Origin of the sequence: Nitrosomonas cryotolerans ATCC 49181, from assembly GCF_900143275.1 — a bacterium.
Lineage (GTDB): Bacteria > Pseudomonadota > Gammaproteobacteria > Burkholderiales > Nitrosomonadaceae > Nitrosomonas > Nitrosomonas cryotolerans.
In genome coordinates this window covers 185,712-200,157 of record NZ_FSRO01000001.1, presented here as the reverse complement: position 1 = coordinate 200,157, position 14,446 = coordinate 185,712, and the positions used below count along the sequence as shown (strand labels likewise).

The 14,446-nt window shown below is 43.3% G+C and carries 11 protein-coding genes; 8 read left to right on the top strand and 3 right to left on the bottom strand.

Translation table 11 applies throughout. The annotated features are described in order from the left end of the window. Positions 1-14: 14 nt before the first annotated feature. Positions 15-1,064 carry a CDP-6-deoxy-delta-3,4-glucoseen reductase gene (locus tag BUQ89_RS00830; protein WP_028461276.1) on the bottom strand — a complete coding sequence of 350 codons (1,050 nt, stop codon included), beginning with the start codon at positions 1,062-1,064 and terminating at the stop codon, positions 15-17. Between the two features lie 50 nt (positions 1,065-1,114). On the opposite strand from BUQ89_RS00830, the gene BUQ89_RS00825 reads away from it, so the two are divergent. The 5 genes from BUQ89_RS00825 to zapD all read left to right on the top strand — a co-directional run bounded on the left by BUQ89_RS00825 (position 1,115) and on the right by zapD (position 5,816). Beyond that, positions 1,115-2,011 carry an SDR family oxidoreductase gene (locus BUQ89_RS00825; RefSeq protein WP_028461277.1) on the top strand — a complete coding sequence of 299 codons (897 nt, stop codon included), beginning with the start codon at positions 1,115-1,117 and terminating at the stop codon, positions 2,009-2,011. Between the two features lie 188 nt (positions 2,012-2,199). Next, the gene (locus BUQ89_RS00820; protein WP_028461278.1) at positions 2,200-3,423 is read left to right on the top strand and encodes a type II secretion system F family protein; all 1,224 of its coding nucleotides are present in this window, start codon (positions 2,200-2,202) and stop codon (positions 3,421-3,423) included. A gap of 44 nt (positions 3,424-3,467) precedes the next feature. Next, positions 3,468-4,328, top strand: coding sequence for a prepilin peptidase (locus tag BUQ89_RS00815; protein ID WP_028461279.1), 861 nt, complete (start codon positions 3,468-3,470; stop codon positions 4,326-4,328). Between the two features lie 3 nt (positions 4,329-4,331). Beyond that, positions 4,332-4,958, top strand: a complete 627-nt coding sequence (gene coaE / locus BUQ89_RS00810) for a dephospho-CoA kinase (RefSeq protein ID WP_028461280.1) — start codon at positions 4,332-4,334, stop codon at positions 4,956-4,958. A gap of 102 nt (positions 4,959-5,060) precedes the next feature. Beyond that, positions 5,061-5,816, top strand: coding sequence for a cell division protein ZapD (gene zapD / locus BUQ89_RS00805; protein ID WP_028461281.1), 756 nt, complete (start codon positions 5,061-5,063; stop codon positions 5,814-5,816). Positions 5,817-6,247: 431 nt separating this feature from the next. Here zapD and BUQ89_RS00800 read toward each other — a convergent pair whose 3' ends face one another. Next, on the bottom strand, positions 6,248-7,099 hold the full coding sequence (locus tag BUQ89_RS00800) for a PEP-CTERM sorting domain-containing protein (RefSeq protein ID WP_028461282.1): 852 nt from the start codon (positions 7,097-7,099) through the stop codon (positions 6,248-6,250). Positions 7,100-7,349: 250 nt separating this feature from the next. Between BUQ89_RS00800 and BUQ89_RS00795 the strand changes: the two genes are divergently transcribed. The 3 genes from BUQ89_RS00795 to BUQ89_RS00785 all read left to right on the top strand — a co-directional run bounded on the left by BUQ89_RS00795 (position 7,350) and on the right by BUQ89_RS00785 (position 13,151). Beyond that, positions 7,350-7,613, top strand: a complete 264-nt coding sequence (locus tag BUQ89_RS00795) for a hypothetical protein (protein WP_028461283.1) — start codon at positions 7,350-7,352, stop codon at positions 7,611-7,613. A gap of 472 nt (positions 7,614-8,085) precedes the next feature. Then, positions 8,086-12,642 (top strand): AAA domain-containing protein, encoded by a 4,557-nt coding sequence (locus tag BUQ89_RS00790; protein ID WP_028461284.1) that lies wholly within the window; start codon positions 8,086-8,088, stop codon positions 12,640-12,642. A gap of 335 nt (positions 12,643-12,977) precedes the next feature. Next, a complete protein-coding gene (locus BUQ89_RS00785) occupies positions 12,978-13,151 on the top strand; it encodes a DNA gyrase inhibitor YacG (RefSeq protein WP_028461285.1) in 174 nt (57 codons plus the stop codon). A gap of 41 nt (positions 13,152-13,192) precedes the next feature. Here BUQ89_RS00785 and BUQ89_RS00780 read toward each other — a convergent pair whose 3' ends face one another. After that, the gene (locus tag BUQ89_RS00780; RefSeq protein WP_074202454.1) at positions 13,193-14,425 is read right to left on the bottom strand and encodes an RNA-guided endonuclease InsQ/TnpB family protein; all 1,233 of its coding nucleotides are present in this window, start codon (positions 14,423-14,425) and stop codon (positions 13,193-13,195) included. Between the last annotated feature and the right edge of the window lie 21 nt (positions 14,426-14,446).

Below are 14,446 nucleotides of genomic sequence, written 5' to 3'. Positions count from 1 at the left end.
ATCCTACCTATGTTCTATGGTTTGGAAAGCCCTGCTGAAGGTGTAAACACATCGGAAAAAAACCTGTCTTTTGGCAAGCTACGTAAATTAGTAAAATCATTATAAGCAGCTTTTACCATTACAGGTGAACCGCAGGCATATACCTGCTGCTTAGCCAAGCTCTGAAAATCCTCTAATACCGCTTGGTGGACCAGTCCTTTTCTTCCTTGCCAATTATCGGTAGGCAGCGCGTCCGACAAAACAGGAATAAAGGTAAAGTGCTCGTGTTGCCGTTGCCAATCGTATATCAAGTCTGTTAGATATAAATCAGCTTTGGTACGTACTCCCCAATAAAGCGTCATATGTTTTTTATAGCCACGACCATTTTCCATAGAGAAAGCATGCTCAAGAATGCTTTTAATCGGCGCAAACCCCGTGCCACTGGCAATAAATATAATAGGGATATCATCATACTCTGGCGCATCACGTAAAAAAAACGATCCTAATGGTCCTTCAAAACGTAAAATATCTTTCTCTTTCATTTGCGTAAACACGTGCTCCGCAAACACACCACCCGGATAATTACGTGCATGTAATTGCAGAAACTCATCATCATGTGGCGCATTCGCCAATGAAAAGCTGCGGCGCCCGCCATCCTTCAGCAAAATATCGATATACTGTCCCGCTAGAAACTGCAAGCGTTGATTCGCAGGCAGTTTCAGAAAAATAATCATTACATCAGGCGCGACACGAACCAGCTTATGTACTCTGCACGGTAATCTTTTAATTTCAATATCTTTAATTTCACTGATCTCATGACATTCTATGACCAGTTTAGATAAGGGCACAGCACAGCAAAAGAGCGCCATGCCCGCCTCTCTTTCCACTTCTGTCAGCGTATCATGACTATACTCACCATAATCTACCGTGCCTTGTATGATTTTGCCTTTACAAATACCACAAGACCCATTACGGCAACCATATGGCAATGAGAAGCCCTCACGTAAAGCAGCTTGTAAAATTGTTTCGCCGGATTTTACGGTTAAAACATGCCCACTCGGATTAATGATAATTTCATGCGACATTGAATTACAGACGAACTAAAAAAAGAAAATAACCAGGAAAAAAACTCATTATGAAAAACACACTCTTAATTATTGGTTGTGGTGATATCGCCTTGCGAGCAGCGCCGCTATTACAAACACATTATCGAATACTGGGTCTGTGCCGCAATTTAAAAAACTCACATCAACTACGTGCACAGGGAATTACTCCAATATATGGAGATCTTGACCACCCCAGTAGTCTTGACAGACTCGCAGGAATTGCCCAATCAGTCTTGCATTTAGCTCCGCCACCTAATCACGGAATAGGCGATACACGCACGACCCATCTTTTATCCGCCCTGGCAAGGCGATCTAAAACACATAGAGAGATTTTACCACAACGGCTTATCTATATCAGTACTAGCGGAGTATATGGTAATTGCCATGGTGCACTAATCGATGAAACTCATCCGGCAAAACCAGGTAATAACCGTGCGCTAAGGCGCATGAATGCAGAAAAACAAATTCGTCGCTGGGGAATACGCAATCACATTAATATCTCAATATTACGTGTACCAGGGATTTATGCCAGCAACCGCTTACCGTTAGCCCGGCTGCATGAAGGTCATCCAGTGCTCGTTGACGCAGATGATAATTACACTAATCATATTCACGCTGATGATCTCGCACAAATCATTTTCGCTGCACTACGTTACGCCAAGCCTGGTGGCAGGATTTATCACGCGTGCGATAATTCGCATTTAAAAATGGGAGAATACTTCGATCTGGTGGCAGATCAATTTGATCTTCCGCGCCCGCCCAGAATTACTCGTGATCAAGCTAATCAACAGATATCCCCTGGGATGCTGTCATACATGAAAGAATCAAGGCGACTCAAGAATATTCGCATGAAACAAGAATTGCGTATTACACTACGCTTTCCAACCGTGCAGGAAGGCATCAGAGCAGATTCGATAACCAGTTAAGATCCATATCAAATTTAATTATAAAATCCAGCTGGATAATTTCGATATTGATGTTTCAAAATTAACATTAAGCAACCTATAAAATTGTGCCGTTACAAGCCCCACAGTCTCAAAAATCATTGTTCTAGATCAATCATTTTTATATACCTAGGCAGAAAATAGGCATTTTAGGTGATTAAGGGGTCAATATGGCAGCTGCGACAACGCGCGAAGAAAAAAAATTAAAAGAAATTAATTACTCGTGGGAAGGAAAAGATAAAACAGGGAAATTACTAAAAGGTGAAATGCGTGCAGCAGGGCCTGTTGTGATTACTTCCACACTACGCCGCCAGGGAGTTAAAGTCACAAAGATTAAAAAAATTTATTCTAATGGCACGATTACGGATAAAGATATTACCTTATTTACACGCCAACTCGCGACCATGATGAAATCAGGTGTACCCTTATTACAGGCCTTTGATATCGTTGGTAAAGGAAATAGCAATCGTGCCGTAAGCCGATTGCTGATGGATATTAAAAATGAGGTAGAAACAGGAAGTAATTTAGCCGACGCCTTTCGCAAACACCCCCTTTATTTTGACGCCTTATTCTGTAATCTGGTTGGCGCCGGCGAAGCTGCGGGTATTCTCGACAGTTTATTAGATCGCTTGGCTACATACAAAGAAAAAATCCAGGCAATTAAAGGAAAAATTAAATCCGCTTTGTTCTATCCTATTTCAATTATTGTCGTGGCATTTATTATTACCGCGGTAATCATGATCTTCGTAATTCCTGCATTTAAGGAGTTATTTGAAGGATTCGGCGCTGAACTACCCACACCAACATTGGTCGTGATGACGCTTTCAGATTTTTTTGTTGCCTACTGGTGGGCGATTTTCGGCGGTGTAACTGGTGGTATCTATGGGTTTTTTTATGCATGGAAACGATCGGTTCCCATGCAGCAAGTGATAGATAGACTGGCTTTGAAATTACCCATATTCGGTGAAGTCATTCGTAAAGCCACTATTGCACGCTGGTCACGCACCCTTTCCACTATGTTTGCTGCGGGTGTTCCTCTGGTTGAATCGTTAGACTCTGTCGCCGGTGCTGCAGGCAATTATGTTTATTATGAAGCAACTAAAAAGATTCAAATAGAAGTCAGTACAGGTAACAGTTTGATGGCCTCCATGGCCAATACCAATATTTTCCCAAATATGGTCATACAAATGGTTTCTATCGGCGAGGAATCCGGCTCGCTGGACTCGATGCTTAGTAAAGTTGCTGATTTTTTTGAGGCCGAGGTTGACGATGCTGTAGATGCGCTCTCCAGCCTAATGGAGCCGATTATTATGGTTGTGCTGGGTACACTGATCGGCGGCATGGTCATTGCGATGTATTTACCTATCTTTAAAATGGGTATGGTTGTGGGCTAGACTGATCAGGATTTAAAAATATTTTTTATTACATTAACATACCCATGTCATTCATATCCTTACTGCACAATACACCCAGCTTTTTTATCACTTTCATCATTATTATTGGTTTAATGGTCGGCAGTTTTCTCAATGTACTCATTTACCGGCTTCCAAAAATGATGGAACAAGGCTGGCGGCAGCAATGTGCGGAATTGCGCGGAGAATCTGCTGAAATATTACCTACATTCAATATTGCAACGCCCCGGTCTATCTGTTTTCATTGCGGTCATAAAATTACAATACTAGAAAACATTCCCATTCTTAGCTACTTGGCTTTAAGAGGACGCTGCTCTCGATGTCACCATCCCATTTCTCTGCGTTACCCCATTGTAGAAATGCTCACCAGCATCATGAGCGGCTTCACTGCTTGGTATTTCGGTTATAGCTTAATCACCATTGCGGCATTAATTTTTGTCTGGGCAATGATTGCATTAACCTTCATTGATTTAGATACACAACTGCTCCCTGATGACATCACATTACCTCTTTTATGGATCGGTTTACTCATCAATTTGAATAATGGCTTTACCGATATTCATTCTGCAGTTATCGGCGCTATGGTGGGTTATCTTTCTTTGTGGTCCATATATTGGTGCTTTAAGCTTGCTACAGGTAAGGAAGGAATGGGGCACGGCGATTTCAAGCTACTCGCTGTTACCGGTGGATGGCTAGGATGGAATATGCTCCCACTGGTTATTTTATTCTCCTCGTTTGTAGGTGCAATAGTCGGCGTTAGCTTAATCCTCACTGCGAAGCACGATAAAGATTCACTGATTCCATTCGGACCTTATCTAGCGGGCGGCTCTCTCATTGCTTTGTTTTGGGGGGAAGAATTAAACAATACCTATTTAGGATTATTCTAGTCGATGGTTTTCATAGTGGGATTAACAGGAGGAATTGGCAGCGGAAAATCCAGTGCCGGCCAGTATTTTTCAGCTTTGGGCATTGATGTGATTGATACTGATCAAATCGCTCAGGAATTAACCCAGCCACAAGGCCCTGCTATTATTCCCATCAAAAATAGATTCGGTGGTGATTTTATTACTGCGGATGGCGCTCTGGATAGAAAAAAGATGCGAAGCCAGATATTTTCAGATTCTGCTTCTCGGCAAAAACTTGAAGCCATTCTCCATCCGCTCATCCGCGAAGAAGTCAGTCGGCGTATTGCATTGACCCGATCCTGCTATATCATCATTATGATCCCCTTATTATTTGAAACAACAGATTATCATCATATGATTCAGCGCATTTTGGTGATCGATTGTGATGAACAACATCAAATTACGCGTACCATGGCGCGCAGCCAGTTAACTCAGCAGACAATTTGCGCCATCATGGCAACCCAAATTTCACGGCAGGAACGTTTACAAAAAGCTGATGACATTATCACCAACAACCAAGGCATGGCCTATCTAAATAAACAGGTCATTGATTTACATAAAAAGTACATTATGCTATCCAAGCAACACCCCATTATTCAAACAATATCTTAGCCGTTTTCCTGAATGGTCTCATTTTTGTTTGTGAAATAATGTGACTTATGTTACATAAGGCGATACCCTATATCCCACACTCTCTTACAGGTTATACTTATTGTGATTTGTTATGAACACCCTCTCAATGAACGTATTCGTACCTTGTTACGACTTGAGGACTTGTTTAATAGAATCGATTTCTTTTCTGCCAAAGATACCCCGATCGAACACCATGCTGCACTGGTTGCCTTATTTGAAGTTCTTGAGATAACCAGTCGTGCAGATATCAAGTCGGATTTATTACAAGAACTGGAACGGCAAAAACAAATTCTGGAAATATTACGTAAAAACCCTGATATTTCTGAAGCAGCGCTTAATAAGGTGCTCAACGATATACAAATCACATTCCGAGATATGTTAAATATAGCAGGAAAAGTGGGTGAGCACTTGCGTGAAAATGAATGGCTGATGAGCATCAAACAGCGCATCAGCATGCCCGGTGGAGCATGTGAATTTGATTTGCCTTCTTATCATTACTGGTTGCATTTGGATCCAGCACTGCGACGCGATAATTTTAACGCTTGGTTCACACTGTTATTGCCTGCTCGTAATGCCTGTAATATTGTGCTCCACCTGTTGAGAAGCAGCGGCAAAACTTTTCAGTTTATCGCACGCCAGGGTGTTTTCCAGCAAACAGGATCAGGATGTATCGCACATATGCTGAGATTAAAGGTAAGTGAAGATTATCCTTGTGTTCCAGAAATCAGCGCCAATAAATATGCGCTGAGCATACGTTTCATCCCCTCACAATCAGGACAAAAAATCAAAGTATACGAGGATGATGTGCCATTCGAACTCACTTTCTGTAACTTATGATTAAATCCCAAACCGCTTCATGCCAATGCTCACACTTTCATATAATCCTTGTTCTAATCAGCACCTTTTTATGTTTCTCTCATTCATCAAAACTATCACGGAATACCCAGAAATCGGTTCTATTTCAAGATAATCTCTCAGAGAACTGTCAGATAATCGCCATAAATAACTGTTTTCAAAAAATTAATTTTTTTATAAGATTCATAATCCGAAAGCCATTATCGTGACTACAAACACCCTACCGGACAGCTCTCCGTTCCCTATTCTTAGATGGATCGAGACTTTTGCAAAAGCCCTCGCTATAAGCTTTCTACTATTGATTATCAAGAATTAATTTTTCAAACTATTGTGGTTCTGCAAAAGCCTCGGGTCAAGATGAGTCATAAATGACGCATATACCCATGCTAACTTAATAAGAAATTTCTAGAACCTTAAGCGCTTTTCTGACTACTGCGCCGTGAAATACCGACAAAACCAAGCAGACCAAGTCCCATCAACGCCAAGGTCGCTGGTTCCGGCACCAAAGCAGGTCCACCTGGATTGGTTATGGAACCGCCCGCTGCGCCAATGATAACCGCACTACCCTGATTATCAACTGCAAGAATGGGCAGACTTCCGGTGTTCCCAAAACGATTATGGCGCGGACCCGCTAACAAATCACTGTTAGTCAGCCCAGGGAATGCAGCTGTTCCGGCACCGGTCAGACTAATTCCTGAACCGCCACCAGAAATAACACCCAAGGCTGGCAATAATGATGTCACCCAGCCATAACCATTCGACTGACTAAATAAACCACCACCATTACCAAGAAAGTTATCAATTAATGTGGCATTTGCTGTAAAAATGTTTCTCTCACCAGTAGAAGAGCCACCAGGAACATTGTTGCCTGAATCCATCATAATAATACCGGTGTTACTTAGCTTATCACTACTGGTACCATTAAAAAAATTTGTGATATCGGTGTCACCATTAATGTTGACAAAGCTCCAACCACCGCCCGTCAAAGACGACAAACTAAAAGCCGAAGCCGCTGCCCTCTGTGCCTGGCTACCATTATCGCTGCCCAGATTGACGACTTTCAGGTTTCCATTTGTCAGCAAGGGGGAAGCCGCTAAATTCTCCAGTGCGCGCTGCATGAAGAGCCAGCCATCCTGATTGCCTCCTCCATTTACAGAACCATGATCATCGGCATCTGTTCCCGCCAAAATAAAGGGACCCGCCTGAGCAATCCCGACAAGCATTGTAGAAACAATCCACCCATTGATTAATATTTTTTTAAGCATCTTATTCCTCACTAATAAAAAAATTGACCTGTATTGTTTCTGAATGAATCAATACATCTTTTTACAAGCGAATTCCATGCCATATTTATAATAAAATATAAAACAATGTGTTATAGATGATTTTAACTGAACCACAGCATTCCTGTAAAAATGAACGTCATGTACTAAAGTACTATTACAGCAATCTAAAAATGAATAAACCCAAACGGGTTTTATGAATCCTAATAACCTGGCAAAAGTAAAATAGAAAGTGGAAACAGGCAGTTTTCCTGAACGCGATATCGCCAGAAGTTCCGGAATCAATCAGTCACATGATTTAAAAAAAAGGATTCGCTCGGATTACGATGACACGACAGCATTCTTATCAAAAATGGAAGAAACGATGAATTATTCCAACAAAGCGATGCAGATTCGCCTTCTGCACAATCTCATGAATAGCCTATTTGGCAAGCTCTCCGCTTTCTTGAAAACCGTCCGCATACCATCCCGGCTCACCCACCCAATTTGGGGATAAGCAGAATAAAAAAACCATTCTTTATGGGCTGATTACCAAAGGAAAATAAAGCGTATCGTATGCAGACTGCTAACGATTCAAGCCTATGTCATTCCGCATAATGTGAACACGTACCGAATGGCATCATCCTGAGTAAAACCATTTCGTTTTTCTCTTACCAATCAGAAAATGGTTAATGCTTGTTTGTCATGTTTTATTATCTACAGACTAACTGGCCTGCAAACAGCATTCAAAGCCTGGCAGAATGGGATGTTTACCCGCCGATAATACTGCACGGACATCACATTCGGTCATGATTAGATGTATCAGATAACCTGATACCATCAGGTCTCAAATACTCGTGTAATAATCAATAGCGATTCAATTCCTGTAGCCATGAGAATAAGTAGTATCGCGGCATAATGCTATAAGCCGCTGAATTCAATTACAACCTGATCAATCAATCCTGTTTTTACCATTAAAAGAAAGAAACATGACTACACCGCATGATTTGCTTAAGGATTTGCTGGAATATATCGAAGAACAAGCGAAAGAAATCGATCCAAGAGCTTATCGTATCTCTGCCACTAAAGAAGACACATGGCGCAACACTGACCTGCTGGGATTGCCCGGTCTTGCGCTTGATCTGCATGTAGAAGGTGACCCTATCTGGCTGCATTTGGCACGCCTTAAAGCGCATAATGCACCCACTATTCCTGATTCGTTCAAGGGCCTGTTCAAGATCAACAATGATCCATTTAGCGCACCGCCTGTACCCGATGAGTATCATCTAACTACTTGGATTGCCCAGCATGAATCTAATTTTGATTCTCAAACAGCATTGATTCCTGATCCAGAAACGAAACAAAAGCAACTGCGACAGAAAGCTGAAATCACCGTACAGGAATACTTATCACAATGGATCGCCTGGGCAGAAAGTGAGCGCCCACGTCGCCGGAGCATCGCATTCTATGATGAGCTCTTTACTCTGAAACACCAGATTGAATCTGAAGAAGCCGTTAATCCTCAAGAGATTGTATGGGGCGTAGGCGTCGCATCCTGGCAAATTCCCTTTAAAGAAGGTTATATTGATTTTGAATATCCGATACTCACGCAAGCTGTCGAAATTTCTATCGATGAGAAGAGTATGGCGCTGGAAATTCGCCCCCGCGATACGGATATACAGACAGAGATGCAACCCTTCGTCGCCTGTTCAGTCCCCGGAGCCACTGATATTGAAAAAATACTCAAGGCCCAGCTTCAGGAACGGAAAGATTGTCCGGTTACTCCATTTGACCCTGCAAGCTATACTGATCTTCTTAAACTCGCAGCATCCAATCTGGATAGTCATGGCAACTATCAGACATTACTGGTAAAGGATGAGCCTATACCGACTCCCGGTAACAATCTAGTCGTGACAGACGCTTGGGTTTTACTCTCACGACAGCGCAAAACGCATTATCTGACAGATGACTTGAAGCGCCTGAAAGATAAGCTCGTTTCAAACTGTCATATTCCAGCCGGGCCACGTGCGCTGGTTACACCACCTTCAGATCAACGAATTAAATATGAGACCGTTCACTTCAGGGGTTTATCCAGCCGTGGGTCAATACATAGAAAGGCTAAAGAACTGTATTTTCCGTTGCCTTATAACGAAGAACAAATTACCATCATTCAGCGCCTAGAAAATGCAGCAGGCGTAACGGTACAAGGTCCCCCTGGCACCGGCAAGACACACACCATTGCCAATGTCATTTGTCATTATCTGGCTACCGGCAGACGCGTCCTGGTTACTTCACGGGGTGAACCGGCCCTTAAGGTATTGCAGTCCAAAATTCCCGAGACAGTGCGCCCCTTGACAGTAGCCCTCATGGCCAGCGACCGGACGGGTATTCGTCAATTTCAGGCTTCGATCGAAATCATTCAGCATCAGATATCCCAGCTCAACCCGGAACAAACAAGTCAAGCAATTGCAAGACTGAAGAAGACTATTGATCGCACACACCAGAAACTCACTGCTATCGATAAACGCATCGATACAATTGCGTTTACACAACTTTCTGAAGTTGAAATCGAAGGCGTCTCCATGCGGCCACAGGAACTCGCTGAATTAGTCGTTTCCGGTTCAAAACGACATGGTTGGTTCGATGACACCGTTACTCTCTCATCGGAGAATACGCCGCCATTGTCTGAACTGGAAGCCGACGAACTTCGTCATGCACGAAAAAAAGTAGGGCGGGATTTGATTTATGTACACGCCACTTATCCCGCCATTGAATCTCTTCCAGACACAACCGCAATTGCTGAGCTACACGACGCATTATCCAGCATGAGAACAATTGAAGCCGAAATCGAACGCGGTGAACTTCCTGAATTAAAAGCAACAACAACTAAAGTGATGAACACCGTCCAGGAACTGGTGAATCGGGTGGAAACAGCCAGGAATCTGGTTGAAGAACTGGAAACGATTCAGACTGGCTGGCCACTGGCGCTACGTGAAAAATTTCGTCAGGCCTCCTACGCCGCTGAACGCCGCGCTTTTGAGCATTTATTTGAGGATATCGACGGGTTAATAGTAGCGCGGGGTAAATTCCTTAAACGGCCGGTTCATTTTCCCGATATTCATTTCCTAACAACCAAGACACGAGAGGCGATCAATCGCGCAGCCAAAACTGGCAAGCCTTTTGGCCTGCTTGCTTTTTGCACCAACGAAACCAGAAAACAGATTGCGACCATTAAGGTAGCCGGACTAGCACCATCCTCCGCAGCAGATTGGTCTCACGTACAGTGCTATATTGACCTCCATGAACAGCTCGCATCCTTTGTAAGTCGCTGGAACCAACTAGCAGATGAATTGCTTCTGCCACCAATGGAAGCAAACATGGCCTCCCTGCGACAAATTGAAATAATAAGCACTATTGCCAAGAAAACCCACCGCCTGGTCACGAAATTAGAGGCGGTATTGCTCAAGAAAGCCAATGTGGTATTCGCCACGCCTCCCAATAAGGCGCTTATGGGCAGCTCTGCTGAACTCAATCACATTAAGACTCAGCTGTTACGCCATTTAAGCAAAGAAAAACTCTCCTGCGCAGCCACACAACTTAATATGCTTCAAGAAAAATTAGTGGATAAAACAGGGCCCGTATCCATCAAGTTAAGGCAATTTTTGGAAAAACCGTTGGGAAACCCGCATATCCCTGTTGATCAAATCGTGGCGGACTATACAGCACTCATGGCAGAGCTGCATCATATTACCTCACTGGCAGCTGAATTTAACCTGATTAAAGATTACGCCAGCCGTATTAAGCAGAAAGGTGCCCCAAAATTAGCCGCTCGCATCTGCTCTCAACCAATCGAACAATCCGGTGAAGATATTATTTTTCCTGTGACCTGGCAGAAAGCATGGAACTGGGCCCGAATACGCACCCATCTTGATAAGATTGAAGCGCGCGAGGAATTGCTTACGCTTTCCACGACACGTCATAATTTTGAGGAAAGCCTTTCCCGTTTCTACAAAGAGATCGTTGCTAAAACAGCCTGGCTTGCGACCAAACAGAATGCCACACCCCGGATTCTCCAGGCGCTTGCAGGCTATGCAACAGCCATCCATCGTATCGGTCAGGGTACAGGCCCGAATGCAATGCGTTATCGTCAGGATGCGCAAGAAGCCATGCAGGATGCCGCCGATGCCATCCCGTGCTGGATTATGAGTCATGCCCGAATATCAGAAGCCATGCCCCCGGATATCGGAGCATTCGACCTTGTTATCGTTGATGAAGCCAGTCAATCCAATCTCTGGTCGCTACCTGCAATTTTGCGCGGAAAGAAAATACTCATCGTGGGAGATCACAAGCAGGTATCTCCGGATGCTGGCTTTATTTCCAGCCAGAAAATTCAAAAACTAAAAGCGCGTTTCCTTGCCAATCAACCTTATGGCACAGAAATGACACTGGAGAAATCTCTCTATGACTTAGCCGCCCGCGTCTTTGCTTCTGAGCAAGTTATGTTGCGCGAGCATTTTCGCTGCGTTTCACCCATCATCGCCTATTCCAATCAGATATTCTATAAAGGCGGCATCCAGCCATTACGCATTCCAAAAGCAACGGAAAAAATTGATCCACCACTGGTTGATATCTATATTCCGGATGGGCTTCGAGACATACACGACCGTAATGACTATGAAGCCCAGGCTATCGCTGAGGAGATGATAGCGCTATTAAAAAATAATGCTTTCGCTGGCCGCACGATCGGTGTTGTTTCACTACTGGGTATAAAACAAGCCAAACATATTGATTCCATTGTGCGGCAGCGGTGTGATAGTGCTGAGCTGCTTCAGCGCAATTTCGAATGTGGAGACGCACGGACTTTTCAAGGTAGCGAACGAGACATTATATTTCTATCCATGGTGGTGGATAGCAGAAAACCCAAAGCATTATCTGGAAATCAATACGACCAGCGTTTTAACGTAGCCGCCAGTCGCGCAAGAGATCGAATGTATCTGATCCGTTCCGTCAAGATAACGGATTTATCGAATACAGATTTACGCCTTACCCTGCTGAATCATTTCACTCAGCCTTTAATGGCTACACAAGAAGAAACTGAAGTACTCATTGATCGCTGTAAATCCGGATTCGAACGGGAAGTCTTTTCTATTCTGACAGCGCATGGCTATCGGGTTATTCCGCAGGTAAAAGCAGGCGCTTATCGAATCGATATGGTGGTTGAAGGTAGGAAAGATAATCGCCTGGCCATTGAACTGGACGGCGATGCCTATCATGGTCCAGACCAATGGCAGCACGACATGTATCGCCAACGCGTCCTAGAACGGGCAGGATGGGTATTTTGGCGCTGTTTCGCATCGACATGGGCACGGCATAGAGACGATGTGCTTCAGGAATTGCTGGCACGTCTAAGGTCAATGCATATTGAGCCTATCGGCGGTATCGATTATGCCCCTAATCTGATAGAAAAGCGCATATGGAAACCGTCAGCAATTGAACATAACACGCCTGCTATCGGTGAAGTTTTAGCGCTATCGGAACTGTGCTGACAAAAAATATGAAATACACTGGCAGCGCAGAAACAATCCACTGTATTCATTCTGGTAGACTCAACACTAAGACTACACACCCGGCAATAACCACCCGTTCACAATAAATTGAAAGCTGTATGAGCGAGTACAACCCATCCATCAGGCCAGGAGGCCGATAATAGCTTCTATACTTTATTTTTTACATTCAGGGTGATAGCATGATTATCATTGCTGATCTATTCCAGCGTGCATCTATATGGCCAATTCATTTGATCGTCGCATAGCCAGACAGGAGCAGTCATCCTGATTGAGTCCTATATGCATTTTCTACGTTATACAATACTTAATTTCTTATGAAACAGCATATCGTTACCTGCCCACAATGTGGAAAAAATGTAGTTTGGGAACCCGCTAGTCGTTTTCGTCCATTTTGTTCTGAACGATGTAAAATGAACGACTTGGGGCAATGGGCCAATGAGGGCTATCGAATTCCGGAAACGGAACAAAATAAAAAAGAAGAAGATTGACATCCTCCCCTTCCTAAACGAAGGGGATTCCTAGCGACTTATTAAGCCGTTAAGAGTAGGTTTGTATTGCTACTGCCTACTGGTTCCTGCTTCTTAGACGAAACTAACGTTTCAACTCCACAGGCTAACAAGCGATGTCCTCGCTCAAGTACATTCAAGGCACCTACCAAGTCGGCATTGGCTTTAAATCCACATTCTGTACATTCAAAAGCACTTTGGCTTTTGCGATTGTCACGACTAACATGTTGACATCTAGGGCAGGTTTGAGAGGTGTATTGAGGGTTTACCTTCAATACATCCCCGCCTGAACAAGCCTGTTTATACTCCAAGAACGAAACGAACATTCCCCATCCTTGGTCAAGAATGGATTTGTTTAGACCCGATTTCGCTTTGACGTTTTTACCATGCTTTTCAACACTGCCCTTGGCACTCTTAGACATGTTTCCTATCTTTAAATTCTCAACTACGACCATTGCGTGATTTTTGCTGATTTCGGTTGAGGTTTTGTGTAAGAAGTCTAAACGAGCATTGGCAATACGCTCATGCAGTCGGGTAATGATTTGTTTCTGCTTTTTCAAGTTAGCAGAGAAACGGACTTTTTTAGACAGCTTACGCTGTTCAAAAGCCAGTTTCTTTGATAACTTTCTGAAACTGTTTAAAGGTTCTACGTATGAGCCGTCTGACAAGGTTGCAAAGCGGGTAACGCCCATATCAACACCAATCATACTGGTTGAGCTATGACGCTTTAGCTCGGTCTCGTACTCAGTCTGAATCGACACGTACCAATAACCGCCTTTACGGGAAATCGTCATATTTTTAACGTCACCAATGACTTGGCGTGAATTACGATATTTCACCCAACCGATTTTAGGCAAGAACACTTTGCTAGACTCTTGCTCCAGCTTAAATCCTTGTGGATAACGAAAGCTGTCACTCAAATCTTTTTTCTTGAATTTTGGAATCCGTTTTAAAGGCTGTTTTTTATCAAAACCGTCTTTGAACGCTTTTTCTAAGTTTTTTAAGGCTTGTTGCAACGGTTGAGAATGAACGGTTTTTAGAAATCCATAATCTTCTGAGGATTTCCATAGCTTTAGCCAAAATGACAACTCGTTGTACCAAAGCAATGGCTGTTTCTGCTCTAATCTGAACAGATTCATTGCTAAGGCTTTATTCCAAACAAACCGATTAGCACCCGCAAACTCAACCATCTTCTGTACTTGGTCAGAATTTGGATTGAGTCGAGATTTAAAGGCTTTGCGTATAATCTGCTTCATGGTTATAATTATACAAAAAGG